The organism is Streptosporangium sandarakinum (assembly GCF_050942225.1).
GTDB lineage: Bacteria > Actinomycetota > Actinomycetes > Streptosporangiales > Streptosporangiaceae > Streptosporangium > Streptosporangium nondiastaticum.
In genome coordinates this window covers 4,179,566-4,201,533 of the sequence record NZ_CP192034.1, presented here as the reverse complement: position 1 = coordinate 4,201,533, position 21,968 = coordinate 4,179,566, and the positions used below count along the sequence as shown (strand labels likewise).

22 protein-coding genes and 2 pseudogenes are annotated in these 21,968 nt (G+C 69.8%); 13 read left to right on the top strand and 11 right to left on the bottom strand.

Annotation, left to right across the window (positions count from 1 at the left end):
* Positions 1 to 36: 36 nt before the first annotated feature.
* Positions 37 to 473 (top strand): annotated as a pseudogene (locus tag ACQP10_RS19525) (MBL fold metallo-hydrolase); the annotation flags it as partial.
* A gap of 113 nt (positions 474 to 586) precedes the next feature.
* On the opposite strand, the gene ACQP10_RS19520 reads toward ACQP10_RS19525, so the two are convergent.
* The 3 genes from ACQP10_RS19520 to ACQP10_RS19510 form a co-directional block, all read right to left on the bottom strand.
* Positions 587 to 985, bottom strand: a complete 399-nt coding sequence (locus ACQP10_RS19520) for an excalibur calcium-binding domain-containing protein (protein ID WP_433541921.1) — start codon at positions 983 to 985, stop codon at positions 587 to 589.
* 273 nt (positions 986 to 1,258) lie between these two features.
* Positions 1,259 to 2,242 carry a hypothetical protein gene (locus tag ACQP10_RS19515; RefSeq protein WP_346021298.1) on the bottom strand — a complete coding sequence of 328 codons (984 nt, stop codon included), beginning with the start codon at positions 2,240 to 2,242 and terminating at the stop codon, positions 1,259 to 1,261.
* Positions 2,243 to 2,542: 300 nt separating this feature from the next.
* A complete protein-coding gene (locus ACQP10_RS19510; protein WP_428837523.1) occupies positions 2,543 to 3,496 on the bottom strand; it encodes a helix-turn-helix domain-containing protein in 954 nt (317 codons plus the stop codon).
* Positions 3,497 to 3,730: 234 nt separating this feature from the next.
* Between ACQP10_RS19510 and ACQP10_RS19505 the strand changes: the two genes are divergently transcribed.
* From ACQP10_RS19505 to ACQP10_RS19485, 5 genes are all read left to right on the top strand, one after another.
* Entirely contained in the window at positions 3,731 to 3,934 is a 204-nt protein-coding gene (locus ACQP10_RS19505; protein ID WP_346021300.1) for a hypothetical protein, read from the top strand.
* Between the two features lie 65 nt (positions 3,935 to 3,999).
* Entirely contained in the window at positions 4,000 to 4,722 is a 723-nt protein-coding gene (locus ACQP10_RS19500) for a hypothetical protein (protein ID WP_433539421.1), read from the top strand.
* A 397-nt stretch (positions 4,723 to 5,119) separates the two neighbouring features.
* Positions 5,120 to 6,091 (top strand): GlxA family transcriptional regulator, encoded by a 972-nt coding sequence (locus ACQP10_RS19495; RefSeq protein ID WP_346021302.1) that lies wholly within the window; start codon positions 5,120 to 5,122, stop codon positions 6,089 to 6,091.
* 169 nt (positions 6,092 to 6,260) lie between these two features.
* The gene (locus tag ACQP10_RS19490) at positions 6,261 to 7,688 is read left to right on the top strand and encodes a DJ-1/PfpI family protein (protein WP_346021303.1); all 1,428 of its coding nucleotides are present in this window, start codon (positions 6,261 to 6,263) and stop codon (positions 7,686 to 7,688) included.
* A gap of 66 nt (positions 7,689 to 7,754) precedes the next feature.
* Positions 7,755 to 8,057, top strand: coding sequence for a hypothetical protein (locus ACQP10_RS19485; protein WP_433539420.1), 303 nt, complete (start codon positions 7,755 to 7,757; stop codon positions 8,055 to 8,057).
* Positions 8,058 to 8,076: 19 nt separating this feature from the next.
* Here the strand turns inward: ACQP10_RS19485 and ACQP10_RS19480 are convergent, their stop codons facing one another.
* Both ACQP10_RS19480 and ACQP10_RS19475 read right to left on the bottom strand, forming a co-directional pair.
* A complete protein-coding gene (locus tag ACQP10_RS19480) occupies positions 8,077 to 8,403 on the bottom strand; it encodes a hypothetical protein (RefSeq protein WP_433539419.1) in 327 nt (108 codons plus the stop codon).
* 718 nt (positions 8,404 to 9,121) lie between these two features.
* Positions 9,122 to 9,973: a helix-turn-helix transcriptional regulator gene (locus ACQP10_RS19475; protein ID WP_346021306.1), complete on the bottom strand. Its 852-nt coding sequence runs from the start codon at positions 9,971 to 9,973 to the stop codon at positions 9,122 to 9,124.
* Positions 9,974 to 10,076: 103 nt separating this feature from the next.
* Between ACQP10_RS19475 and ACQP10_RS19470 the strand changes: the two genes are divergently transcribed.
* Positions 10,077 to 11,585 (top strand): MFS transporter, encoded by a 1,509-nt coding sequence (locus tag ACQP10_RS19470; protein WP_433539418.1) that lies wholly within the window; start codon positions 10,077 to 10,079, stop codon positions 11,583 to 11,585.
* A 183-nt stretch (positions 11,586 to 11,768) separates the two neighbouring features.
* Here ACQP10_RS19470 and ACQP10_RS19465 read toward each other — a convergent pair whose 3' ends face one another.
* The gene (locus ACQP10_RS19465; RefSeq protein WP_346021308.1) at positions 11,769 to 11,948 is read right to left on the bottom strand and encodes a hypothetical protein; all 180 of its coding nucleotides are present in this window, start codon (positions 11,946 to 11,948) and stop codon (positions 11,769 to 11,771) included.
* A gap of 622 nt (positions 11,949 to 12,570) precedes the next feature.
* Here ACQP10_RS19465 and ACQP10_RS19460 point away from each other — a divergent pair.
* Both ACQP10_RS19460 and ACQP10_RS19455 read left to right on the top strand, forming a co-directional pair.
* Entirely contained in the window at positions 12,571 to 13,170 is a 600-nt protein-coding gene (locus ACQP10_RS19460) for a DUF6245 family protein (RefSeq protein WP_433541920.1), read from the top strand.
* The gene (locus tag ACQP10_RS19455; protein ID WP_346021310.1) at positions 13,170 to 13,406 is read left to right on the top strand and encodes a hypothetical protein; all 237 of its coding nucleotides are present in this window, start codon (positions 13,170 to 13,172) and stop codon (positions 13,404 to 13,406) included. The genes ACQP10_RS19460 and ACQP10_RS19455 overlap by 1 nt, the downstream gene beginning before the upstream one ends.
* 1,372 nt (positions 13,407 to 14,778) lie before the next feature.
* Here the strand turns inward: ACQP10_RS19455 and ACQP10_RS19450 are convergent.
* Positions 14,779 to 15,138, bottom strand: a complete 360-nt coding sequence (locus ACQP10_RS19450) for a winged helix-turn-helix transcriptional regulator (protein ID WP_308426318.1) — start codon at positions 15,136 to 15,138, stop codon at positions 14,779 to 14,781.
* Between the two features lie 103 nt (positions 15,139 to 15,241).
* Here ACQP10_RS19450 and ACQP10_RS19445 point away from each other — a divergent pair, with 103 nt between their 5' ends.
* The 3 genes from ACQP10_RS19445 (at position 15,242) to ACQP10_RS19435 (ending at position 17,691) form a co-directional block, all read left to right on the top strand.
* Positions 15,242 to 15,631, top strand: coding sequence for a hemerythrin domain-containing protein (locus tag ACQP10_RS19445; protein WP_346021311.1), 390 nt, complete (start codon positions 15,242 to 15,244; stop codon positions 15,629 to 15,631).
* Positions 15,619 to 16,470 (top strand): LLM class flavin-dependent oxidoreductase, encoded by an 852-nt coding sequence (locus tag ACQP10_RS19440; protein WP_390004930.1) that lies wholly within the window; start codon positions 15,619 to 15,621, stop codon positions 16,468 to 16,470. The genes ACQP10_RS19445 and ACQP10_RS19440 overlap by 13 nt, the downstream gene beginning before the upstream one ends.
* Positions 16,471 to 17,040: 570 nt before the next feature.
* Positions 17,041 to 17,691 carry an Lsr2 family DNA-binding protein gene (locus ACQP10_RS19435; RefSeq protein WP_433539417.1) on the top strand — a complete coding sequence of 217 codons (651 nt, stop codon included), beginning with the start codon at positions 17,041 to 17,043 and terminating at the stop codon, positions 17,689 to 17,691.
* Between the two features lie 51 nt (positions 17,692 to 17,742).
* Here the strand turns inward: ACQP10_RS19435 and ACQP10_RS19430 are convergent, their stop codons facing one another.
* Entirely contained in the window at positions 17,743 to 18,549 is an 807-nt protein-coding gene (locus ACQP10_RS19430) for a transposase family protein (protein WP_433541919.1), read from the bottom strand.
* A 284-nt stretch (positions 18,550 to 18,833) separates the two neighbouring features.
* Between ACQP10_RS19430 and ACQP10_RS19425 the strand changes: the two genes are divergently transcribed.
* Positions 18,834 to 19,703 (top strand): DUF1963 domain-containing protein, encoded by an 870-nt coding sequence (locus ACQP10_RS19425; protein ID WP_346021313.1) that lies wholly within the window; start codon positions 18,834 to 18,836, stop codon positions 19,701 to 19,703.
* On the opposite strand, the gene ACQP10_RS19420 is transcribed toward ACQP10_RS19425, so the two are convergent.
* From ACQP10_RS19420 to ACQP10_RS19410, 3 genes and pseudogenes are all read right to left on the bottom strand, one after another.
* Positions 19,675 to 19,869, bottom strand: coding sequence for a DUF397 domain-containing protein (locus ACQP10_RS19420; protein ID WP_433539416.1), 195 nt, complete (start codon positions 19,867 to 19,869; stop codon positions 19,675 to 19,677). The two genes, ACQP10_RS19425 and ACQP10_RS19420, sit on opposite strands and share 29 nt — an antisense overlap.
* Positions 19,870 to 19,910: 41 nt before the next feature.
* Positions 19,911 to 20,251: pseudogene (locus ACQP10_RS19415) on the bottom strand (helix-turn-helix domain-containing protein); the annotation flags it as partial.
* 201 nt (positions 20,252 to 20,452) lie between these two features.
* Complete coding sequence (locus ACQP10_RS19410) at positions 20,453 to 21,811, bottom strand: erythromycin esterase family protein (protein ID WP_433539415.1); 1,359 nt, start codon at positions 21,809 to 21,811, stop codon at positions 20,453 to 20,455.
* Between the last annotated feature and the right edge of the window lie 157 nt (positions 21,812 to 21,968).

The window sequence follows — 21,968 nt, the reverse complement described above, 5'->3', positions numbered from 1 at the left end:
CCCCGGGCGTATATTTCACCACCGAGGAGGAAACGGATGTTCTTCGCGCAGTACTACCTGGACTGCCTCTCACAGGCGTCGTACATGATCGGAGATTCGTCGACCGGCAGGGCGGTGGTGGTCGACCCCCGGCGCGACGTGTCCGAGTACCTCGCCGACGCCGAGGCGCACGGGCTGCGGATCGAGGGGTGATCAACACCCATTTCCACGCCGATTTCCTCGCCGGACACCTGGAGCCGGCCGCGCGCACCGGCGCCTGGATCGGGTACGGCCGCGTCGCAGAGGCCGAGTACCCGATCCGCGCGCTGGCGGACGGCGAGCGGATCCACCTCGGCGACGTCGTGCTGGAGATCATGGAGACGCCCGGCCACACGCCGGAGTCGATCAGCATCCTGGTCCACGCGCACGCCGGCGACGCGGTGCCGTACGGCGTGCTGACCGGCGACGCGCTGTTCATCGGCCACGATGGCCGCGGCCCCGCCCCCCGCCCTCCCTGTACGGAGAGGACATGGCGTCGTGGCCGGTCCCAGGAAGCGCGCCGGGCTCGCACCTCCCCTATGGGGCGGAGGGGCGCCTGTTGACCGGATCAGCGCTCGCAGACCAGGCCGTCGCCGTCGCGGTCCTGGTACCAGGCGTATTCGGGGTCGACGCCGCGGCGGTACGGGCCGTACCCGTTCCGGTTGGCCTCGGCGCAGGTGCCGAACCGCGGATCGTTGTCGGCCGGCGGGTCGGGCGTCGGAGCAGGGGTCGGGGTGGGGGCCGGGGTGCCGGTGTCGCAGCGGCCGGACCAGATCCGCAGATGCTCCCGCTCGGCCTTGGCCTGCTCGGCGCGCATCACGTCGATGTAGCGGTCGTTGGGCCGCTCCCGCTCGGCCTTGGCGTACCCGTAGCGAACCAGGTTCCTGTCGGTGAACACCCCGGTACTGCCCCAGACGTACCGGAGCGCGCGACCGTAGCGGTCCTTCGGCTCCCGATCGGCGAGCAGGTACGCCGTCGACCCGGCAGGCAGCAGCGTCTGTCCCGCACGACCGGCAACCCGCCGGGGCCCGGCTCATCCGGCCGTGCATCGGCGCTGTGCGATCCGCTCCGGTAACGATCGGATGCAGTCCGGCCAAGGGCGGGCCGCGGGCGGCTGGAATGGTGGGCATGCCGTTACTTCCGCGTCTCCGTGCCCGTCGTCCCGACGTGGTGATCTCCGCTTTGCCGGTGATGCGCATGCCGCGCTCGGCGGGCGGGGGAGCGGCACATCTCAGCGGTTTCACCTCACCGGTTCGGTGCGCAGTTCGTGGCTGTCGTCGGGCAGCCGCGCCTCATAGAAGATCCGGTGGGAGCCGTCGGGAAGGGCGAGCACGTCGAGGTAGCGGACGTCCGCGACGGGCGGGCCGTCCACCGGCGTCAGCAGCGGCACGCCGCCGGCGCCACCGCCGGGGATGCCGCGATGAGCGGGCAGGCCGTCGAGGACCCCGCCGCCGAAGGTTCCACCGGGGCCGCGGAGCGCCCCGCCCGGTCCGGCCGGCGTCGCCAGCCCGGTGCGTTCGCGCCAGTTCTCCGCCGCCGAAGCGCGGCCGTCGTAGCAGGCACGGCCGTCGGACAGAACGCTGGTCAGCCGGGCGCCGCGGGCGTCCCACGCGCCGGGCCGGCCGGTGAGGACGGTGCCGTGCCACCGCCAGTACAGCCCGTCCCGGCTGGTGGCGTACGCGGTGCTCATGCGGTCTTCCGCGCCCGGCACCTCCAGGGGGTGACAACAGATCCAGGCATGCCATCGCCCGCCGCCGTACCGGATCACCGGGTCCTTGACGCCGGTATGGGCGTCACCGGTGAAGACCGGCCGCACCTGCGCCTCGGCCAGGCCCTCCGGGGACGCGGCCTCGACGACCCCGATCCACCAGTGCCTGGTGCCGGGCGTGGCGCAGCTGACGTACAACCGCCACCGGCCGGACGGGGTGCGCACCAGGGCGGGGCGCTCCACCATCGCCGCGCCGAAGCGGCGGCGCGGCAGGACGGCGACGGTGGTGAAGCGCTCACCGTCCGCGGAGCGGGCCACGACGTTGTGGTCCTCGCCGCCGTCACGTACGCGGTAGGCCAGGACGAACGTGCCGTCGGTGTCGAGTGCGGCGCTCGGCGCGCCGGCCCAGCGCTGCGGTCCGGCGCCGGGCGCGGGGACGGCGACCACGTGGCGCTCCTTCCCGGGCAGGGGAAAGGACGGCGCGGACCGGGGACGCGGGTGCGTGCTCGATGTCATGCCCCTGAGTCTGTGCGGTAGGGAGAACCACAGGGCAGTGGCAGTACTGCTCACATGCGGGAATTTCCTGCCATGCCGGCTCGGCACGGTCCATGACCGCTCCGGCGACTTCGACCATCCCGCTCTGCCGCCCGGTCACCGGCTCCGCAGGGCACGTGCCGTACCGCCTGGCCGCAAGCCACTGGTGCGATCGGCGCGCACGATCCACACGATCCGGCGGCCCCGGCTGACCGGCACCGGGCGACCCGGCGCACCCGTTCGGCCCGGCGCGGCACGTCCCGCGTTCGCGCGGGCGGCCGGTCACGGGGTGCGGCGGAAGGCGCGGCGGTAGGCGGCGGGGGCGACACCGCGGCGGGCGGCGAAGTGGTGGCGCAGGGTGTCGGCGCCGCCGAACCCGGCTCGGACGGCCACGGCGTCCACCCCCAGATCGGTGGTCTCCAGCAGCTCCTCGGCGAGCTGGAGCCTGCGTTCGAGCAGCCAGCGGTGCGGGGTGGTGCCGGTCAGCGCTTTGAACCGCCTGGCGAACGTACGCGGCGACATGGCCGCGCGCGCCGCCAGCGCCTCCACCGTCAGCGGCCGGTCCAGATGCTCCAGCATCCAGTCGAGCAGCTCCGACAACTCGTACGGCGTGCGCCGCGGCGGCATGGGCGCCTCCACGTACTGGGCCTGCCCGCCGGAGCGATGGGCCGGCACGACCAGGCGCCGGGCCAGGGCGTTGGCCGTGGCGGCCCCGTACTCCAGCCGCATGAGGTGCAGGCAGGCGTCGATCCCGGCCGCGGCCCCGGCGCTGCTGAGCACCGGGCCGTCCTCGACGTACAGGACGCCGGGGTCGACGCTGATGCGGGGGTGACGACGGGCGAGCAGGTCGGTGAACTGCCAGTGCGTGGTGGCGCGCCTGCCGTCGAGCAACCCGGCCGCGGCCGGCAGGAACGCGCCCGTGCAGACCGTCAGCACCCTGGCGCCACGCCCGGCGGCCTCCCGCAGAGCCGCCGGCAGCGGCTCGGCGACGGGCGCGTCGAGTTGCGGCCAGGCGGGGACGACCACGAGGTCCGCGTCGGCGAGGCGGTCCAGCCCATGCTCGACCTGGACGGCGAACCCCGAGGTCGTGGGGATCACGCCGGGCTCCGGCGCGCAGACCGCGAAGTCGTGGACGGGCAACCCGTCATCGCTGCGATCCAGGCCGAACACCTGGCAGACGATACCGAGCTCGAACGCGGCGACCCTGTCTCCGACCACGGCCACGACCCTGCGAATCACGGACGCCAGTATGGCAGGAAGTTCCCGCATCCTGGCATTGCTGCCGCTGTCGCCGGATGCCAGGCCCGCCCGAGACTGAAGACATGACATCCGGCGCGTATCCCGGGCTCAGGGCAGGGCCGTGGCCCTTCGCCCGGTCGTCCGAGAGCTGACGGCGGCTCACCCGCCGGCACCCCCGCCATCAACCAGAACTCGCCCTGGCTCTTCCCCGGCCGCCGAGCGAGCCAGCCCATGAACCCCGCCACCCTGCGCGACGCACTTCGTGCACTTGGTGTCCCTGCTGAGAAGGGCCGGACCTCCGCCATCCGCCAACTCGTCCTCCAGGCCCCGGCCCCCGTCATCGCCCAGGCACTCGGCCACCACGACAAGAGCACCACCCGCATCGCCGCCGCCGGAGCCCTCTGGAAGCACTACGCCCCCGGAGACCACCCATGACAGCCGAACCAGCCCGACTGGAAAACGCGCATGCGGTCGGGCCTGAGCAGTGCCAACCTTCCTGGGTGACCTCAGCCGAGACAACCTTCATCCGTGTCGCCGCGGCTCGAAACAACGCCGACTGGTGCGCCTCAGTCTGCCGCTCCCACGGCATACCAAACACCTTCAGCGAGACGGCCTGGCACAGTGCCCGCCGCACGCCGCCGTACTACCCCGATGCCGTCACCCTGCACCCCGACGCGGTGCCGGCCGACTTCCTGTCCGAGATCGACACGGCGTCACCCGGGTGTTCGATCAAGGACAGTTTCGCCGCTCTCGACCTCACCTCGGACGGCTTCGTCAAGCTCTTCACCGCCCAGTGGATCCACCGCCCAGCAGAAACCCCCACAAGGGCAACAACGCCGACCCTGCGCACCGAGCGGGTCTCCACAGCCGCCCAGCTCCGCGACTGGCAGGCCACCTGGCACGGCGGTGACGGAACCCCGGACGTCTTCCGTCCAGCGCTGCTTGACGACCCGTCCGTGCTGGTACTCGCCCTTCACAACGGCGAAGACCTCTGCGGGGGCGTCGTCCTGAACCACAGCTCCGGGATGGTCGGCCTCTCCAACCTCTTCGCGGTCGACAGCAGTGACGTTGCCATCGCCTGGTCATCAGCGATCACCGCAGCCGCCAACCACTTCCCCGGCCTTCCCCTGGTCGGCTACGTGCACGGAGACGATCTCGCGCACGCGCTCGCCAGCGGCTTCACCGCACTCGGCCCACTCCGCATCTGGCTGCACGGACCCTGACCGTCACCCGCCACTCGTCCAACGGAGCACACACGGTGAAAGACACCGGGCCCCCTGCGAGGAATACACGCCACCCGATTAACGACACTTACCAATCTCAGACCCCGGTTCGTACGTCAGGCGCAGGCCGAGCTCGCCGCACACGACCACCTCCTCTTCCGGGTCGGCGCTGTTCAAGTGGTGTCGCAGCCCCAGGTACGGCGAGCCGGTGACGTGCGGTCCCACGGAACGTGGGATCCGCTTCTCACCCGCTTGGTCCACCCGCCCATCCAGATCCGCGCCCACGGAGAGCGGCGTTCACTGGACGCTCTCGGGCTCTGGCGAGTGCCTGATCCGTCCGGCATGTGGTCCGTACGGCCCTCCCGGAGCCCGGTGCGGGCGGTCTAGCGTAGGCACCGTGAGTGAGCGAGTGGCGAGCACGGGCCGGGTCCTGGTGCTGGTCCTTCCGGACGTGAACCTGCTGGACCTGGGCGGTCCGGTGCAGGTCTTCGACACCGCGGCGCATCTGGGTGCCGATTACCGGCTGGAGTACGTGTCCGACACCGAAGAGGCGGTGTCCGCGCAGGGGCTGCGGCTGGCCGGATTCGCCAGCCTGCCGTCGACCGAACCCGGCGACCTGGTGCTGGTGCCGGGAACCCGGCTGAAGGATCTCGGGCCGGGTAAGCCGTTGGTTCCCGACTCGGTGACGCAGTGGCTGCGTACGGCGCACCACTGCGGCGCCCGGATCGCGACGGTGTGCACCGGCGCGGCGGCGCTGGGCGAGGCCCGACTGCTGGACGGACGTCGGTGCACCACCCACTGGTCGCTCGTCGAGGCGATGCGGCGGAGATACCCGGCGGCCCGGATCCAGGACGGCGTCCTGTACGTCCACGACGGCCCGGTGAGCACCAGCGCGGGGATCTCGTCCGGGATCGATCTGGCGCTGTCGCTGGTCGAACGCGATCACGGTCCCGCACTCGCCGCCGCCGTCGCCCGGGAACTGGTGGTCTACCTGCGGCGGAACGGCTCCGCATCTCAGATCAGCCCCTTTCTCCAGCACCGTTCGCACCTGCACCCGGCCGTCCATCGGGTGCAGGACCATCTCGCCCAGCACCTGGACACCCCGCACACCCTCGCCGAGTTGGCCGCCGTGGCCCATCTGTCCCCGCGGGGTCTGAGTCGGGCGTTCGCCATGGCGATCGGCATAAGTCCCCTGGAGTACCAGCAGCGACTGCGTCTGGAACGCGCGTCGAGGCTGCTGGCCGACACCGACCTCGGCGTGGACGCCGTGGCGAGCCGCTGCGGCTTCCGCGACGTCCGCCACTTCCGCCGCCTGTTCTCCGCCCGGTACGGGATGCCTCCGTCCGAGGCGCGCCGGCACGCGCGCTGAGCGGCGGACCTCCCCCTGATTCCCCTTCCACGGCGCCGATCACGCTGCTGACGCGCGCTGCCGATCCGTGCTGCCGTGGACTCGTCGTGCCTTCATGGCCGTACAGAGAAGAGAGCCTCCCGTGTCCCCTGTCCGAAGCCGTCCGACCGCGCGCCCGAGAAGGCCCGTCGTGCGCCGGATCGGGCGTGTCCTGCTGGGCACCGCCGTGTTCCTCGCCTCCCTGGGCGGGATCTGCGCCGCCGGTGTCGCGACCACGATGGGCCAGAGCTACCCCGAGTTCGGTCGACGCCTGCCCGCCCAGGGCCGGCCGGCTCCTAAGGCGATACCCGGCGGACGGATCACCGTCGCGGTCGTGGTCAGCAACGCCGGCTCGGTCTCCGCCGATGTTCTCGCCCCTTACGAGGTGTTCGCCCGATCGGAACGATTCGCCGTCTACACCGTGGCGGCGCGGCGGATCCCGTCCCCGCTTTCCGGTGGTGTGCACCTGCTGCCCGACTACATCCTGGACGAGGTCGGGACCGGCGCCGTCCCGGAACCGGACGTGGTGGTGGTGCCCGCCGTCGTCGATCCCACCGGCACGGCGGAGAAGCCGCTGCGCGAGTGGATCGCCGTACGATCGCGGCACGGCTCCCGCCTGCTGGGCGTCTGCGCGGGCTCGGAACTCCTCGCGGCCGCCGGCGTGCTCGACAACCGCCGGGCGACCTCCTTCTGGGCCAACATCGGCTCCCTGAAGCGGAACCACCCCGAGGTGAGATGGCAGAGCGGCGAACGCTACGTGGAGGACGGCTCGATCACCACCACGGCGGGCATCACCTCCGGAACCGTCGGCGCGCTCCGCCTGGTCGAGCGGCTCGCGGGTGCGGATGAGGCCCGGCGGATCGGCGGCGCCCTCCGCTATCCCGGCTGGAGCCTGGACGGCCCCACCGCGATCACCCCCAACCGCCTCGACCTGTCCGACCTGCCGTACGCACTGAACGCGGCGTTCCCGTGGCTGCGCCCCACGATCGGCATCGGACTGGAGGAGGGAGTGGGGGAGATCGACGCCGCCGCGGCGTTCGAGGTCTACTCCGGCGTCTCATTCAGCTCCCGCGCGATCCCGATCAGCGCCACCGGAACGGTCACCACGCGGCACGGCATGGTCCTGCTCACCGAGCCGGCGGGTACGGCGGTGCCCCGCCTGGACCGGTTCGTGGTTCCAGGGGTGGACGGCGACGTGACGCCCACGCTCGTGCGCTGGGCGTCGGGGCGAGGTCTCACACCGGAGCTGCCCGGCGGCGGACGGCGGGACGACGAGTTCGGTTTCGACCCGATGCTCCGTGATCTCGCCACCCATGCGGGTGATCTGACTGCCCGGATCACCGCCAAGTTCTCCGAATATCCCGTCGGACAACTACGCCTTTCCGGGGCCGGCTGGCCCTGGCGTTCCACGGTGATCTTCGCCCTCGCCCTGTCCGGCTCCGCCGGTGCCGGGATGCTCACCGTCGCCCTGGGGAGCCGTACTCGGCTCGGTCGGGCAGCCGTACCGCCCGCCGGGCGCGGGCCGTTCCCGGCGGCGGGAGAGGCGACGCGGGAGAGGCGTGACGAGCGGCTACCGTGAACGGCGTGGACGCGGCTGAGGAGACGGGGCGCCCGAGGCGTCGCCGGGTCGGGCCCCTGCCCGGCCTTGGAAGAAGGCCGCTGCTCGGCCTATGAGGTCCGGTCGGCGATCTGCCGGATCCACAGCGCGACCGAGGGCCTGGCCTGCCCGCACGGCTGCCCGGTCAGCGGCGGCCGCCCGCTGAGCAGAACCGAGGCGTTCGCCCTGATGGATGCCGCTGCGGCCGCCGGCACGAGCCGGACCGCGCTCAGCCCTGAGGCCTTCCAGCGCCGGCTCGACAGTGACGTCGGCCGGATGGTCCTCCACCAGCAGAAGCGTGATCGGCGGATCCGCCGGGACCGGTTCCGCCGCCCGCCCCCGGCCGGCTAGAGACCGTCCCCGGTGGCGCTCATCCGGCCTGGCCTCGACCGTGAGCGGGCCGCCGGTCCTCGCCGCCTTCCCTCTCGCGTCCGAAGGCCAGCCACAGGGCCTCTTCCAGGTCGGCGTCGAGAAGCCGCACCATTCCCAGACGGATCAGCTCGAAGACGGCTCCGGCAAGAGGCGGGATCGTCGCGCGTGTGCCCGGCCGTTCGAGCACGGGCAGTGGGAGTGGCAGGGCCAACAGGCCAAGCAGCGCAAACATCGCGAAATAGAGCACGACTCCCGCGATCAGTGCAGACCAGGAGACTCCGGCGAACAGGATGAGTGAGACACCGAACGCCAGTACGGGGAGCACGCCCGTGACCAACTGGACCCGTAACGCCTGCCGCGACAGCCCCCACACCCAGGACGGGTGCCTCGGCGCGTCGTCGTTGCGACGGCTGTTCCGCTGGCTCTGGTGACCTTGTCTCACATATATGTCCCTTCGCCGCCGGGTATCCCCAGTCCCCTGTCGATCACCTTGACAGGGGTCGGCAGCGACGTCACGGGCGAGGAACCGCCACACGCTTGGCGCGGAGTCGCTACGCAGCCCAGAGGGAGTCGGCGCACTCATCTTCACCGACCCAGGCCTAAGCACCGGACGCCGAAGTGGGCAGGCAGCCAGTGCCGCCACCGGTTACCGCATGACAGCACCGTCCGGTCCGGCCGTACGGCGGGCCCGAGGTGGTGGGGGGCGGTGTCGATGCCTCCCCGCTGTCGCCGGCCGTGCTCCGCTCCGCACGTGATCACGCCCTGGCATGTCACGATGCCCGGTCGTCACTCCGTCGGGACGCCGGCGTCGTAGCTGTCGCGTGCCCGGCCGATCGGCCGATGTCCCGGCAGCGGGTGAGCGCCACGCTACGCGCGGCGCGACGAGGAGCCGCGCGCGAAGCTGCCACCCCCTCTGGCGCGAAGGAGTCGCCACCCGGGCACGGCGGGCTACCGGCGTCCGTTGCCGAGCCCGCGGAGCCCGGCCGCGCCAAGGAACGTCCTTCCTGAGGACCGCCGCTCCGAGCGATGATCTTCTTCAGGTGTTACATCCGCGCAGTCGCGACAGTGAGGTCTGCCATCTGGGTCAGACGCAGGGAGGTGGACTCGTCGGCCGGCGTCATCACGACCATCCGGTGTCCTGTCGCCGAAACGCTGGTGGAGACGAAGTTCAGCCGGAGCTGCCCGACCAGAGGGCTGTCGAGGCGTTTCGTCTCGTACTGCTGTGGCAGCACGTCGTGACGAGCCCACAGCCGGGCGAAGTCCTCTGATCGTTCCCGGAGGTCGTCGACGACTCCGGCGAGGGCGCCGGGGTCGGTGCCGACTTCGGCGCGCATCCTTGCGACCATCCGGGCGGCGACCAGCTCACCGTCGACGTAGCGGCTGCGCCAGTCGGGGTCGGTGAAGAACTGCACCGCGCAGTTGCGTTCACCAGGTGGGATGAGGTCAAGGTCGGTGAACAGGAACCGGTATGCACGGTTGTACGCCACCACATCGAACAGCGGCGTCTGCAGGCACGCGGGGAACGGGTCGAGCTTGTCCAGGACGGGTTGGAACGCCGCGGTGAGTCCCGGGGCGCATTCGGTGGGCTCGGCCCTCGGCGTACTCGATCCGGCGAGCTGGTGCAGGTGCCGTCTCTCGATGTCATCCAGACGCAGGGCTCGGGCGATCGCCTGCAGGACATGAACGCTGACGTTGATGGGACGGCCTTGTTCGAGCCAGGTGTACCAGGTGACGCCAACCCCCGCGAGGACGGCGACCTCCTCGCGCCGTAGCCCGGGTGTCCGCCGTCGCCCTGTGGACGGGAGACCCACCTGCTGCGGGGTCACTCGTTCGCGCCGGCTCCGGAGGAAGTCACCGATCTCACGCCGGATCGCGGCGGGCCTGGTCTCCGTCATGTCCTCATCCTCCCGCGCGGAGAACCCGGTATCCAGGTAGCGGCCAGTACCCCCATAAACGGGCTCCTGGTGCCAGGATAGGCGGCCCTTCAAGGTTGACGGCATGGCCACATCCTCTGCACTGAATGACAACCTCTCCTCCCGCACAGGCGAACCCGACAGGGAGAACGACCGTGCCACGCCGTCGCCAGCCCCGGGTTCGTCGGAGCCTCCGGCCCCGGGGCTGGGGATGGGCCGGCTCCTGACGACGCTGTCGGCGTTGCTGTTGTCGGTGGTCAGCTTCGCGGCGGCGGGTATCGCCGTGCCCGACATCGGTGCTTCCCTGGGGGCCACGGCCGCCGAGCAGTCGTTGGTGGTGTCGGTGTACGCGTTGGGGTTCGCCGTTCCGATGGTCCTCGGGGGCAGGCTCGGGGATCTGTACGGGCGACGCCGGCTCTTCCTGCTCGGCATGGCCGGTTTCATCCTGTTCTCCCTGGTCGCGACCCTGGCCCCGAGCATCACCGTGTTGATCGCCGCGCGGGCCCTCACCGGAGTCTCTGCGGCGGCCATGGTTCCCCAGGTGCTGGCGACGATCACGACGTCCACCCGGGGGCCCGAACGTGCCCGTGCTGTCGCGCTGTTCGGTGCGACCGCCGGTGGGGCCACGGCGATCGGTCAGGTCCTCGGCGGCCTGGTGCTGTCCGTCCCCCTGCTCGGTGCCCCCTGGCGCATGGTCTTCGCGATGAGCGTGCTCATGGGCGTGATCGCGTTCGGCGCCGCGCTGCGCTGGCTGCCCGATACCAGCGCGCCCGGCCACCGGTCGCTCGACCTGGTCGGGACGACACTGCTCGGGCTCGCCCTGCTGGCACTCATGATCCCGATCTCCCAGGGCGGCGCGCTGGGCTGGCCGGTCTGGTGCTGGGCGCTGCTGGGGGCGACGCCGGTGCTGTTCGCAGCGTTCTGGCGGTGGCAGTTGCGGCTGCACCGCGGTGACCGCGTTCCGCTCGTTCCGCCGCCCCTGTTTCGGCTCAGCTCCTACCGGATCGGGCTGATAATGGCGTTGATGCTCCAGTCCGCGTTCGGTGCGTTCACGTTCCTCTACGCGATCTCCACGCAGACGGGGCTCGGATGGTCTCCCATGCACACGGCCCTTGTGCTGTTGCCGTTCTCCCTGTGCTTCCTCACCGTGTCGATCTGGTCGGGGAAGCTCGCGCCCCGTTTCGGGTTCCGCAGGCTCCTCACCATCGGCGGACTCATCCAAGCCGCACTCTTGGGCATCACAGCCACCTCCGTGTTCCTCCAGAGTGCCGGCCTGAACTCGTGGACGTTCGCCGCCCTCCTAGTCGGAGTCGGTGTCGGTCAGGCCTTCATGTTCGGGCCGCTCGTCGGAGCGATGATCGCCGAGGTCCCTCCAGCGTCCGCGGGAGCGGCATCCGGCGTGCTTCAAACCACACAGCAGGCCGCGATGGGCCTCGGCGTCGCCGTCGCCGGAGGTCTGCTCGGTGCGGCCCTGACCGGTTCCACGGCCCCGACAGGTCAGGCCTACATGAGCGCGCTGGCGATCTGCATGCTCGTCCAGGCGGCGTTCGCCCTCACGTTCGCCCTATGCGCGCTCGCCCTGCCCCGGCGCTGACCCGAAGAATCCAGCGCGGCGTCCAGTGTCGTGATCGTGGTTTTGCACGCCGCGCTGAAAGCGGGCATCACCAACCTTCTGGCCAACAACAATTGGTTGCCGCCGGCCATGTGCGCGAGGACCGTTCGCGGCTGTCCCGTGACCCAGGAGCGGCGGCAGGGCTGAGCGGGGGCCTGAGCCGGCTCAGATGGCGAAGTCCCGAAGCGCGCCCCGAGCCTGCCGTAGCTGTTCCTTGGCTGCATCCTGGCTGCCGGCCTTCTGCAGCCGCGAATCCCGGTTGTATTCCTCCGGCACCTGCAACCGCGCCTCGCGGTTCTTCCGCTGCTCTTTGGTGATCTTCGCTTTGCCGGCCGCGATGTCCAATGCCGGTCGTCACCCGAGACGGCCATGCGAAGGCGGGTACGGTCCGGCCATGGCCTCCCGACGCAAGATGGCTCGGCTGGCTGCTGCCTGTGGGCCTGGCCGATGGACCGCCCGTCATGCGGCGCCGTTTCCTCGAGGTGGTCAGCGCACGAACCGAACAGGCCGTGCTCTGCGCCATGGCGGGCCTGTCGGCTCCCCTGGCCGTCCAGGACCGTGGCGGCCGCGTAGTCGCGGCTTTGCACGCGATCAGTCTTCCCCCGGCGATCGTGGCCAACGCCACCGACCGGGGCATCCCCTTTGCTGTTGGCGCCGCTGTAAATGAGCTCATCCGGCTCCGGATCCGGAACTGGCTGGGCCGGCCGTCACCATCGGAATCGTCCTGCTGATCGGCCCGGCGTGCTGTGGCGTCTGCTCGCGTAGGCGATCTGCGGGTGACCCGGCGGCCGGCTGATCCGGAAGCGGGCAGCCGGTGATCGGCACCCCCCACCGGGCTAAAGGCGGCGCTGCTCAGGAGTCTCTGCCGTCGGCCGACCAGTACAACCGATCACATGTCAAGCTCCGGTAGGGGCCCTGACCAGCCCATTGTCCCCTTTGGGCCTTATCTTGCCCGCCCCCACAGCGGCTGGCAGGTGCCCTGCTCGGCGCAGTGCAGATCAAGGCGATGCTCACCAAGACCACCGCCACCGATCCCGACGAGCTGATGGCCGCACACCGTCAGCGGTCGGCGACCGCGGGCATGGCCGACGACGTCGAGAAACTGGCCGGGTTCCTGCGCTGGCAGGCGCCGCGGGTGGCCGGCCTCCTGAAGCTGGTAGGCCAGGACCCCAGCACGGGGCCGATCCCGCTGGTGGCCACGCACACCGCCGAGGGCCTGCAAAAGCTGCTGGGCGTCATCTGCGGCGGACGGTTGCCCGACGTGGAGGTGGCGCGCGAGCACATCGCGGAGATGAAGGCGGCCCGCCAGTGTCTGGTCGGCGCGATCGGCAACGTCGACATCCTGCTCGGCATGCTGAGCGGACTGACCGACCTGATTGGCCCGCTCGACCGCGAATGGACATCGCACAGGTGGCCGCGGTCAAGACGCCTCTGCAGCCCAGATCCATCGGCATGGCCTCTGACCAGGGCATTGCCCCTGTCACGCCTTACCTTGTCCGCCCCCCGGGTAGGGGTCGGCTACACCGCCCGTGGTGTCGCCAGGCAAGCATGCGAGGGGGAGTGCTGATGAGTTCGGCCCACCAGGAGAGCGGCGAGGTCACCGGAACCAAGGACGCCGACTACAACCTGATCTGGTTCGTCGAGCAGTGCCTGAGCAACGCGCTACGGCTGGAAACCTACATCGCCGATGCCGAACGGGCCGGTGATTCGGAGTTGGCCGATCTGTTCCGCCGCGCGCAGGCCGAAAGCCGTAAAGGCGCCGAGCAGGGCAAACAGTACCTACGTCAGCGTCTGACCGGCTGAGCCTTCCTTACTCGGGAGCGGTCCTAGCCCTCCGGCGCCCGATACGGCGTCGACCTCGATGTGGCGGATCAGGGGCTGGGCGGCGTTGTTCAGTTCGCCGCCCGGAAGCGTGAGCCGGCGGCGGACGAGGGCGGCGCCGGGGTCCCGCTCCTCCGCCCGGGTCTGGGCGGGGGAGGTCGGCGACGTTTTCCGCTGGGTGAGGATCTGGTCGGCGGCGACGCGTCGGACGTACTCGTCTGGAGGGCGCGAGCGGCTCGGTCTGCGCGTGGGCGCCGGCGGCCCGCGACCGGGCTGTCTGCCGGTGGCCCGGCCGCCGCCTGCCTGGCGGCCGGGCTGTGCGGCTACCGGGGCGTTCACGAATGGGCGTGGCCTGCACCGAGTCGGTCACGGTGGTGATCGCTTCCCGCAACGTAGCTGATCGTTTCCCAGCTGTTCGGTGCCTTCGGGTACTGACAGCGCTCTGCGCGCGGCACACATCGGTGAGGAACCGGGAGGTCATGCATCACGTGAGGTTCAGGGGCCGTCAGACCAGATGTACCAGGGGCCCGCGAAGTGCTCATACCTTCCCGAAGGGGCGCGTCGGTCTTGACGAGCAGCACGGTGCCCAGCACCAGTGCGAGCGGGACGGACATCCAGGGCGCCCACCCCCGCCGACCCGGCCCGCGACCCAACATCCACGACCAGGCAATGGCGAGCGCCAGTCAGTACGGCACCAATGCCAATGCCCGGACGGACAGGCCGGGAGTGCTCACCTCAAAGAGCGTCAGGAGCGAGGCGAGTCCGGTCGCCCCGGTGAAGAGCAGAGCGCGGCGGTTGCGAGTCAGGCCCATAAGGCGATCTTGCCCAACCCCAGGATCACGCGCAGCAGATCATCTCCCTGCACCCGCCCGTCGCCGGCTTCACCATGCCCGGCAGCGTGTTCACCGCGCTCCGCCGGAGGCCTGACACCACTCGAGCCTTCTCAGGCACCCGCTCCACACGCCCCCAACCAGGACGAACCCCATTCGGAAACTCCTGGAACGACAAGATCCCGCTCGATCCTCAAGATCGGACGGGATCCCGTCAACCAACCATCAGCCGTTTCAAGAACGGCCCCACCGCGCCCGCTGGTGCATCGGCTGCCGCCTCACCCCCGCCGCCCACGCCTGGACCCGCCACGACCCCCGGGCCGCCTGGCGCATCCATCGGCCCTGACCGGCCGCTGCGCACTACGGTGTCGGGCAGCTCCCTCACCTGCGGAAACGAAGGAGAACCGTGAACGCCGACACCCTTTCCGCCGGTGGTGGGGGGCGGTGTCGATGCCGCCCCGCTGTCGCCGGCCGTGCTCCGCTCCGCACGTGATCACGCCCTGGCATGTCACGATGCCCGGTCGTCACCCCGTCGGGACGCCGGCGTCGTAGCTGTCGCGTGCCCGGCCGATCTCCTCCAGGTGTTCGTGCGTCCAGTCGAGCAGGGCGGAGACGATCTCGCGCAGTGTCTCGCCGAGCGGGGTGAGGTCGTAGTCCACGTGCGGCGGGATGACCGGATGCACGGTCCTGCGGACCAGCCCGTCGCGTTCGAGTCCGCGCAGGGTGACGGTGAGCATGCGCTGGCTGATGCCGGGGATGGCGCGCAGCAGCTCGGTGAAGCGCATGGTGCCCGTGCTCAGCTGGTAGAGCACGACGACCGACCACTTGTCGCCCACCCGGTCGAGGATCTCGCGGGCCCGGCAGTTGGCCTCGGTCTCGGTCATGAACTGCACGGTTCTCTCCATGTCACTAACACAGGAAAAAGTGCGATCTGTCGACAGTAGTCGGCGGTGTGGTTAGTTACCAGAAATAACTGTAGGAGATGCTATGTCGAGAGATCACGCGCTGGTGCGCGAGCTGATCGCCGTGCACGACGGGCTGAGACGCGAGCTGAAGGAACTCAGGGGCGCGGAACGGGTGACCCACGACCTGCGCGTCCGCTGCATGTACTACTGCCACCACGTCGAGACGCACCACACCGTGGAGAGCCTCTACCTGTTCACTGCGCTGCGCGAGCGGTTCCCCGCGTCCGGAGAGGTGATCGACCGGCTGGAGGAGGAGCACGCGAAGGTCGCGGAGATCCTCCGGGCGATCGAGCAGGCGGCGGACTTCCGCGAGGAACTGGACCGGCTGGCCGACGAGTTGCTCGCGCACCTCGACTGGGAGGAGGAGCAGCTCGCGCCGCTGCTCGCACAACTGGACAGGTGGCCGTCGTGATCGGGCTCTACGTCGACCCCGCCGACCACGAGACGGCGTTCGCCGCGGCCCGGCTGGCCGACGAGGGGGGCTTCGGCTTCGCCGCCATGCAGGACCACCCGTACATCCCCGGCCACCTGGAGATCTGGACGTTGCTGACCGCCGTCGCGGCCCGCACGACCAGGCTCAAAGTACTGACGAACGTGGCCAACCTGGCGCTCAGGCCGCCGGCCATGCTCGCCAAGGCGGCGGCCACCCTCGACGTCATCAGCGGTGGGCGGGTGCTGCTCGGAGTCGGAGCCGGCAGCCCGGCGGGCGACGCCCCCTCGTACGGCGCGGCCGCACCGGGACTCGGAGCGTTCGAGGAGGCCCTGCAGGTGCTCAGACTCATGCGGGAGCCGGGACCCGTCAACTTCGCGGGCCGTCACCACCGGCTGGAGGAGGCGATGCCCGGCCCGGTCCGTGAGGTGCCGATCTGGGTCGGCGCCCACGGGCCGCGCGCGCTCGCGCTCGCCGGCAGGTACGGCGACGGCTGGCAGGCCCCCGCGAACATCTACGTGCCCCCCTCGAAGGTCGCCGAGCGGCAGCGGCTCATCGACGCGGCGGCGATGGCGGCGCGAAGGGATCCACGCGAGATCCACCGCAGCTACAACGTGGTCGGGACGATCACGGCCGGCGGGCGGGGCTCGGAGGAGGAGACGCGGCCCGTGCAGGGGCCGCCGGAGTTCTGGGTGGACATGATCGGCCGCTACACCACGGAGCTGGGGTTCGACTCGGTGGTGTTCGCGCCTTTCGGTGCGGACGTGCTGAGCCAGGCCGAGCTCTTCGCGGAGAGGGTGCTGCCCGGCCTTCCCCGGTGAGGGCGCGGCCCGCGCGGCCGGGGGGCCGGACTCAGGCCGAGCCGGACCGACGCCGGTCGGGCCGCACGGAACCGGCGCCGGGCTCGGGCCGGGCCGCACGAAGCCCGACGCGATGACCGTCCGCGCGGCCAGCCGCGAACTCATGAGCCGACTCAACCGAGCGGCCGGAGCAGATAGCCCGTGGCTACTGGAATGAATCTATTGTCGGCCCTGTCTCGTAACCTCACCCCATGCCCGGAGCCGGCACTCCCGATGTTTCTGAGGGCACCACCGCTGAGTGTGTTCTTGCGGCGTCCGACGTCACGCTCGCCACATGGCCGCCTCGCCCGGAATCGCTGGATCCGGCCGGAGGCAGCCAAGAGGCCCGGATGCGGATGCTTCAGCGCATGCGCGGCTTCTGGAACGACCTCAACCGCGCTCGTCGTGAACGCGTACAGGCCGAGGTTGAAGTGGCGAAGGCCCGTCAGGCGGAAGTCGAAGCTTTCTGGGACCAGCACAAGATCACTGTGAAGGGGCAGTGGGCCGACCGTACGGGTGGGCGAGGGAAGACCATGGTCGCCGATATCCCTGATGTGGCGAAGCAATCGCCACCTTGCGCGCGGAGGAGCACAGCTCCAAGATCAGGCAGACGCGTACATTCTCGCCACCTGGGGGGAACCGCGTCCCCCGCGGCGTAAACCTGAACGGGCGAAGGCCCGACACCTGCGCGACCTCAGAGGAACGCCACCCCATCGCGACAGTCTTCTAACGCCCGTCGACGCACCGTACAGCCACCCTGACCGACCTGCGGAAATCGTTCGCGACTATCGATGTGCTTGCGGCAACCCGCACCCGTTCACGGCGGTCCAGGCCCAAGTCACCTCGGGCAACACCAAGAGTGGCGGATGTCTACGCGACCAGGCCAGACGACAGCGGCGCTCTGTCATATCCCGCGCTGAGACGCAAGCTGTACGTGCCTGGGCGCGAGGATGGGGCATCGAAACCGGGGAGAACGGCCGAGTCCCGGCTCGGATCACAGCCTCCTACCGACTGAGCCAGGCGGGACGGCTCGATGTCCTGGGGGCTGACGGCCTCCTCGAAGAAGCACGCGTCCAGCACTGGGCACAGCTCAACGGTCAGAAGCTGGGCGCGCGGGGCCGGGTGACCAGCGAGGTCTGGCTCGCTTACGCAACAGACGCCCTCTCCCGGGATGAACTGGATGACTGCTCTACAGAACAGTAACCTCCACCCAAGATGGTTCAGGGTGATCTGTTCGGCCTCATTGAGCCGTTTTCATCCTGCGTAGCGGTTGGCTTCGACGTGGTGCAGAACGAGGATGAACTGCACGATCGCGATCGCTCGGCGCGGACAACAGCGCAGCTTAGCCAGGATCTTCCAGGTCTTGAGGGTGGCGATGGCTCGTTCGCCACGAGCACGAATTCTCGCGTCAGCGCGGTTGACCGCTTTCTGCCGGCGTGACAGCTCCGGTCGGAAGCGGCGCCGCTTGAACGGCGTGCGCACGTCGCCACGGGCGCCTTGGTAGCCCTTGTCGACGAAGGTCATCACGTCTGAGTTGGTCAGCTCATCGATGATGCCGTGGATTCGGGCGGCGGTGAGGTCGTGCGTTGAGCCCGGCAGTGCCGGTGAAGCCCACACGAGCCGGTCGGCGATGTCGGCGATGACCTGCGCGTTCACGCCATGCCGCTTGTGCTTGCCGGAGTAGTACGGCCGCTGGTCTGCCACGCGGTCGATCGGGATCAGCGTGCCGTCCAGGATCGCGTACGCCAGGCGTTGGATGCGCGGCATTGCGATGGTCAGGTCCTCGGTGACCGCTGCGAGCAGCACGATCGCTTCTTGTGCATACCGCCAGGCGGTAGCGGCACCGACGTCGAATCCGGCGGTGAGCCGGGTGTGGGTGTCACCGTTGCGCAGGTGGGCCAGGGCGAGCGGCGCCTGTCGGCCGGGGCCGAGACGCCGCCACCGAGATCGATGCCGGTTGCGGTGCGCTCGGATGAGGTCGGCGAGGTGGTTCAGGGTGCGGCTGGACAGCGGGATCGTGGAGGGGCAAGACAGCGCGGGCGAGGCTCCCGGTCGGGGCATCAAATCTTGGTCGGCTGCTGTCTTGCCTGGAGCCTCGCCCTCATCGGTCTCCAGGCTCGCCACACCCATCCTGAGCTGCAAGATCAGTTTGGAAAAGCCTCAGGATAGTCAGCCTCGGCAAGCAGAACGAGGTTGGCCGCACGCTGGTCAAGCTTCAACCGCGGCTCGGCGAGGGCGTGATGAAGCGCGTCTCCCAGGAGGCCAAGGGCAAGGCGACCATCAGCTCTTCGAGACGGCAAGAAGCAGCTCTACAGCCGAGTTGGAAAGGGTTTATCTTCTCGGGCATGGATCACCAGGGAGAGTTTCGTCGGGCAGCGCTTGAGTTGGGCATCCCGGACGACGAGATCAGCAGGTTCAGCCAGCACCTTCGTTTGGCGATCGGATTGTTCGGGGGTGGCGATGGTTCTCCGGTTGGGCACATCGGTGGGTTGCCCCGGCTGCCGGTGGGCATGAAGTGGCCGTCCGCCGGGGACATTCCGTTGCCGTTACTCCTTTCCGTCGATTGTGGGGCGCTGCCGAGGGTCGACGGCTTCGACCTGCCGGCGGACGGGACGCTGCTCTTCTTCGTTCACCAAGAGATGGACTTCGACGAATCGCCGACCGATCCGGGGCAGTACTCGCGAGTCGTGTATGTACCGGACGGCACCGAAACCGCGGTCGCGGAACCCCCCGACTCCGCGTGTGTCGGCGAGCGGATCGACGTCTGCGCCGAGCTCAGAGCCGATCTACCCCTTTGGCTCGAGGAGGGCGACGAGGACGAGGACTGGCACGAGTTCTGGGAGGATCTCGAGTGGGACGACATGTCAGCCTTCCAGCAGCGGTTGGCCCGGTACATGGAGCGTGAACTGCCGCACCTGGACGAACTTCGATCTCTGGCCTACGGCCTCTGGTCGTCCGGCGCCTACCTCGTCATCGGCGGGTACGCCGATGACGAGGAGACGATCGGCAGCATCATGGCGAAGACCCTCGCGAAGGGAGGATGGTTTTCCTATCTGGACGAGGACGCGCTCCAGCTGGCGAGCGAATGGATACCGCTCGCCAATGAAGGACGGATCTACACGGAGTACTACACGAAATTTATGATCCGCCACGACGACCTGGCCGCCGCTCGGTGGGACAAGGCGCTCACCGTGACCAATTTCGAGGCCCCGTGACCAGGTTCGACGCACCTCTGTCCCGGGGGGCTGGCGAAGGCTGTTCACAGGCGTCCGCGCCAATGGTCACGATCGGGCCGGTGGGGTTCTTGCTGTCGCGGACGGGAACGGTGGGGCAGGCGTCGCTCTGGGTTACCTCGACACACTGAGCCTCTTCTAGCCTCACTTTAAGCCGGCCGGATGTAGGGCGAGGATGGCTTGGACCAGTGCGGTGATGCGGTCGATAGGCAGGAGGGTGCCGTCGAGGATCACGAATGTCTTCGTCGCGGCAGTCCGTGTCGCGTCGGCCAGCGTGGGTGCGAGGCCGGCCAAGAGCTCGACGGCCTCGGTCGCATATCGGTAGGCGGTCGTGGTGCCGACTCCGAATCCGGCTGCGAGCTGGGCATATGTGTGTCCATGCGTAGGTGGGCGAGGGGCAGCAGGGCCTGGCGACCGGCGCTCAGCCGCCGCCGGCAAGAGCCGATCACACGGCGGTGCCGCCGCAGGCGGGCGGACGGGAAGCGCAAGGCGGAGCCGGACACGTCGACGCCGGACGGGTAGACAAGCATGCGAAGCCTCTGGTGGAGACGGTTCTCTTGGTCGAAGACCCATCTACCAGGGGCTTCACCTCGTTGTCAGCCCAACAGCCGATCTCCCGCCGCAAGCTGGAAAAGGTTCACTTTGTGTCATTGGTCAACTACATGACGTCTCTTGCTGGGGAGCCCTGTGACCTGCTTCACCATCGGCCGACCAGCCTGCGGGAAGGAGGGTCAGGGCAGCGGGGTGGCTGCCTCGACCCGGTTGAGGTGCACGATCACGTCGAAGGCCGCTCCCAGGGCCAGCGGCCGGTTGAACTGCTCGGGCACGTACGTGGCCGGGATGGTGAAGGTCGGACGGGCGGTGTCCAGCCACGCTCGGGTGGACGGAGTACGGCCGGCGCGGCGCAGGTCCACGTAGTAGTCGCGGTAACGTACCCGGTCCAGGACGGCCTCGCTGCTGTCCGGGACAGGGGCGCCGGTGTCGAAGACTGCGACCTGGCCGGTCTTGGGGTCGATGGCGCGGAAGCGGCCGCTGTGGATGGTGGTGCCGATCGCCACATAGGAGGTGCCTGCCAGGGAGCGCAGGACGGCGCCCTGGGTGACCGGGTAATGGTCGGGCCAGGCTGAGACGTAGCCGATATGCCCGTTGTGCGCGGCCGCCACAGTCTTGGTGCCGGTGTGGCGCTGCCACCACACGGTGTTGTCGGCCATGGCCTGGTCACGGTGACGGTGCAGGGCCGCGCCGTCCAGTGCGTACATGGTGGACATCTGGACGATGACGCGGGCCTCCTGCAGGACCCGCGGGCTCACCTTGCCGCTGTCATCCAGCAGGCGGTAGGCGGCCTGAGCGTCGCCGGCCAGGGCGGCGCGCCGCTCGGCCGGCAGTGCGGCCAGGGCGTTCATCCGTTCTTCCACACCGGCGGGCAGGGCCAGCAGGCCCGCGTAGCGGCGACGCAGTTCGGGCTCCAGCGACGGCTTGTGCTTCTCGGCCCAGGCGAGGATGCGCCGGTACTGCTCGGGATGGACGTCGCCGATGTCGAATCCCATCACGCGCAGCTTGCGTGAGGCGGTGCGGTTGTAGTCGCGCATCCACTCATACAGGTCCATCCATTCCTGGGTCTTCCACGAGCCGTAGGACTGCTGGAACTCCTCGGCCATGATCGTGCGCAGGTCGCCCTTGCCGGTGCGCACGTACGCGTCCAGGCGGACGCCGGCCGACCAGGTCGCCTCCAGCGCCAGTGTGGTGAAGCCCTGGGTTTGCACCAGGTGCCGGAACATCCGGTGCCGCAGCGTGAACAGCTCCTTCGAGCCGTGCGTGACCTCGCCGATCCCCACGATGGTGGCGCCCTTGGTCATCGCCGACAACGCCCGCAGGTCGCGGGACGGGCCGCCCGGGACGGTGCTGCGCAGTTCCTGGGCGTGGCGCTCCAGGTTCGCCACCACCCGCTCTTGGCCGGCGGCGACGGCCGCCGTGGCAACGCCGGCGGGGGCGGGGGCAGGGGTGGCGAATGCCGGAGCGCTCACGCTCGCGAGACAGGCCGCCAGCGCCAGGGTGACCGGCACGGTACGACGCAGAGTGTTGCTCGCCAAGACAGATCCTTACGTTGGGTGTCGGATGAAGCAATCACCAACGTAGGGATGGGCGCAGGCGGTTTCGATCCCGCCTGCTGGCCGGTCGATGGTGGTGCTGGCTACCGCACGCCGCCCGCGGCCCAGCTCACAAGGCCGGTTCCCCGAGGCTGTTACC

Bases quoted from the DNA above. Each gene is read 5' to 3' on its own strand.
- ACQP10_RS19515 (WP_346021298.1), bottom strand. From the start codon at position 2,242: ATGACATCGAGCACGCACCCGCGTCCCCGGTCCGCGCCGTCCTTTCCC.
- ACQP10_RS19505 (WP_346021300.1), top strand. From the start codon at position 3,731: ATGAACCCCGCCACCCTGCGCGACGCACTTCGTGCACTTGGTGTCCCT.
- ACQP10_RS19475 (WP_346021306.1), bottom strand. From the start codon at position 9,973: ATGACGGAGACCAGGCCCGCCGCGATCCGGCGTGAGATCGGTGACTTC.
- ACQP10_RS19470 (WP_433539418.1), top strand. From the start codon at position 10,077: ATGGCCACATCCTCTGCACTGAATGACAACCTCTCCTCCCGCACAGGC.
- ACQP10_RS19455 (WP_346021310.1), top strand. From the start codon at position 13,170: ATGAGTTCGGCCCACCAGGAGAGCGGCGAGGTCACCGGAACCAAGGAC.
- ACQP10_RS19450 (WP_308426318.1), bottom strand. From the start codon at position 15,138: ATGACCGAGACCGAGGCCAACTGCCGGGCCCGCGAGATCCTCGACCGG.
- ACQP10_RS19445 (WP_346021311.1), top strand. From the start codon at position 15,242: ATGTCGAGAGATCACGCGCTGGTGCGCGAGCTGATCGCCGTGCACGAC.
- ACQP10_RS19435 (WP_433539417.1), top strand. From the start codon at position 17,041: ATGTGGCGAAGCAATCGCCACCTTGCGCGCGGAGGAGCACAGCTCCAA.
- ACQP10_RS19430 (WP_433541919.1), bottom strand. From the start codon at position 18,549: ATGCCCCGACCGGGAGCCTCGCCCGCGCTGTCTTGCCCCTCCACGATC.
- ACQP10_RS19425 (WP_346021313.1), top strand. From the start codon at position 18,834: ATGGATCACCAGGGAGAGTTTCGTCGGGCAGCGCTTGAGTTGGGCATC.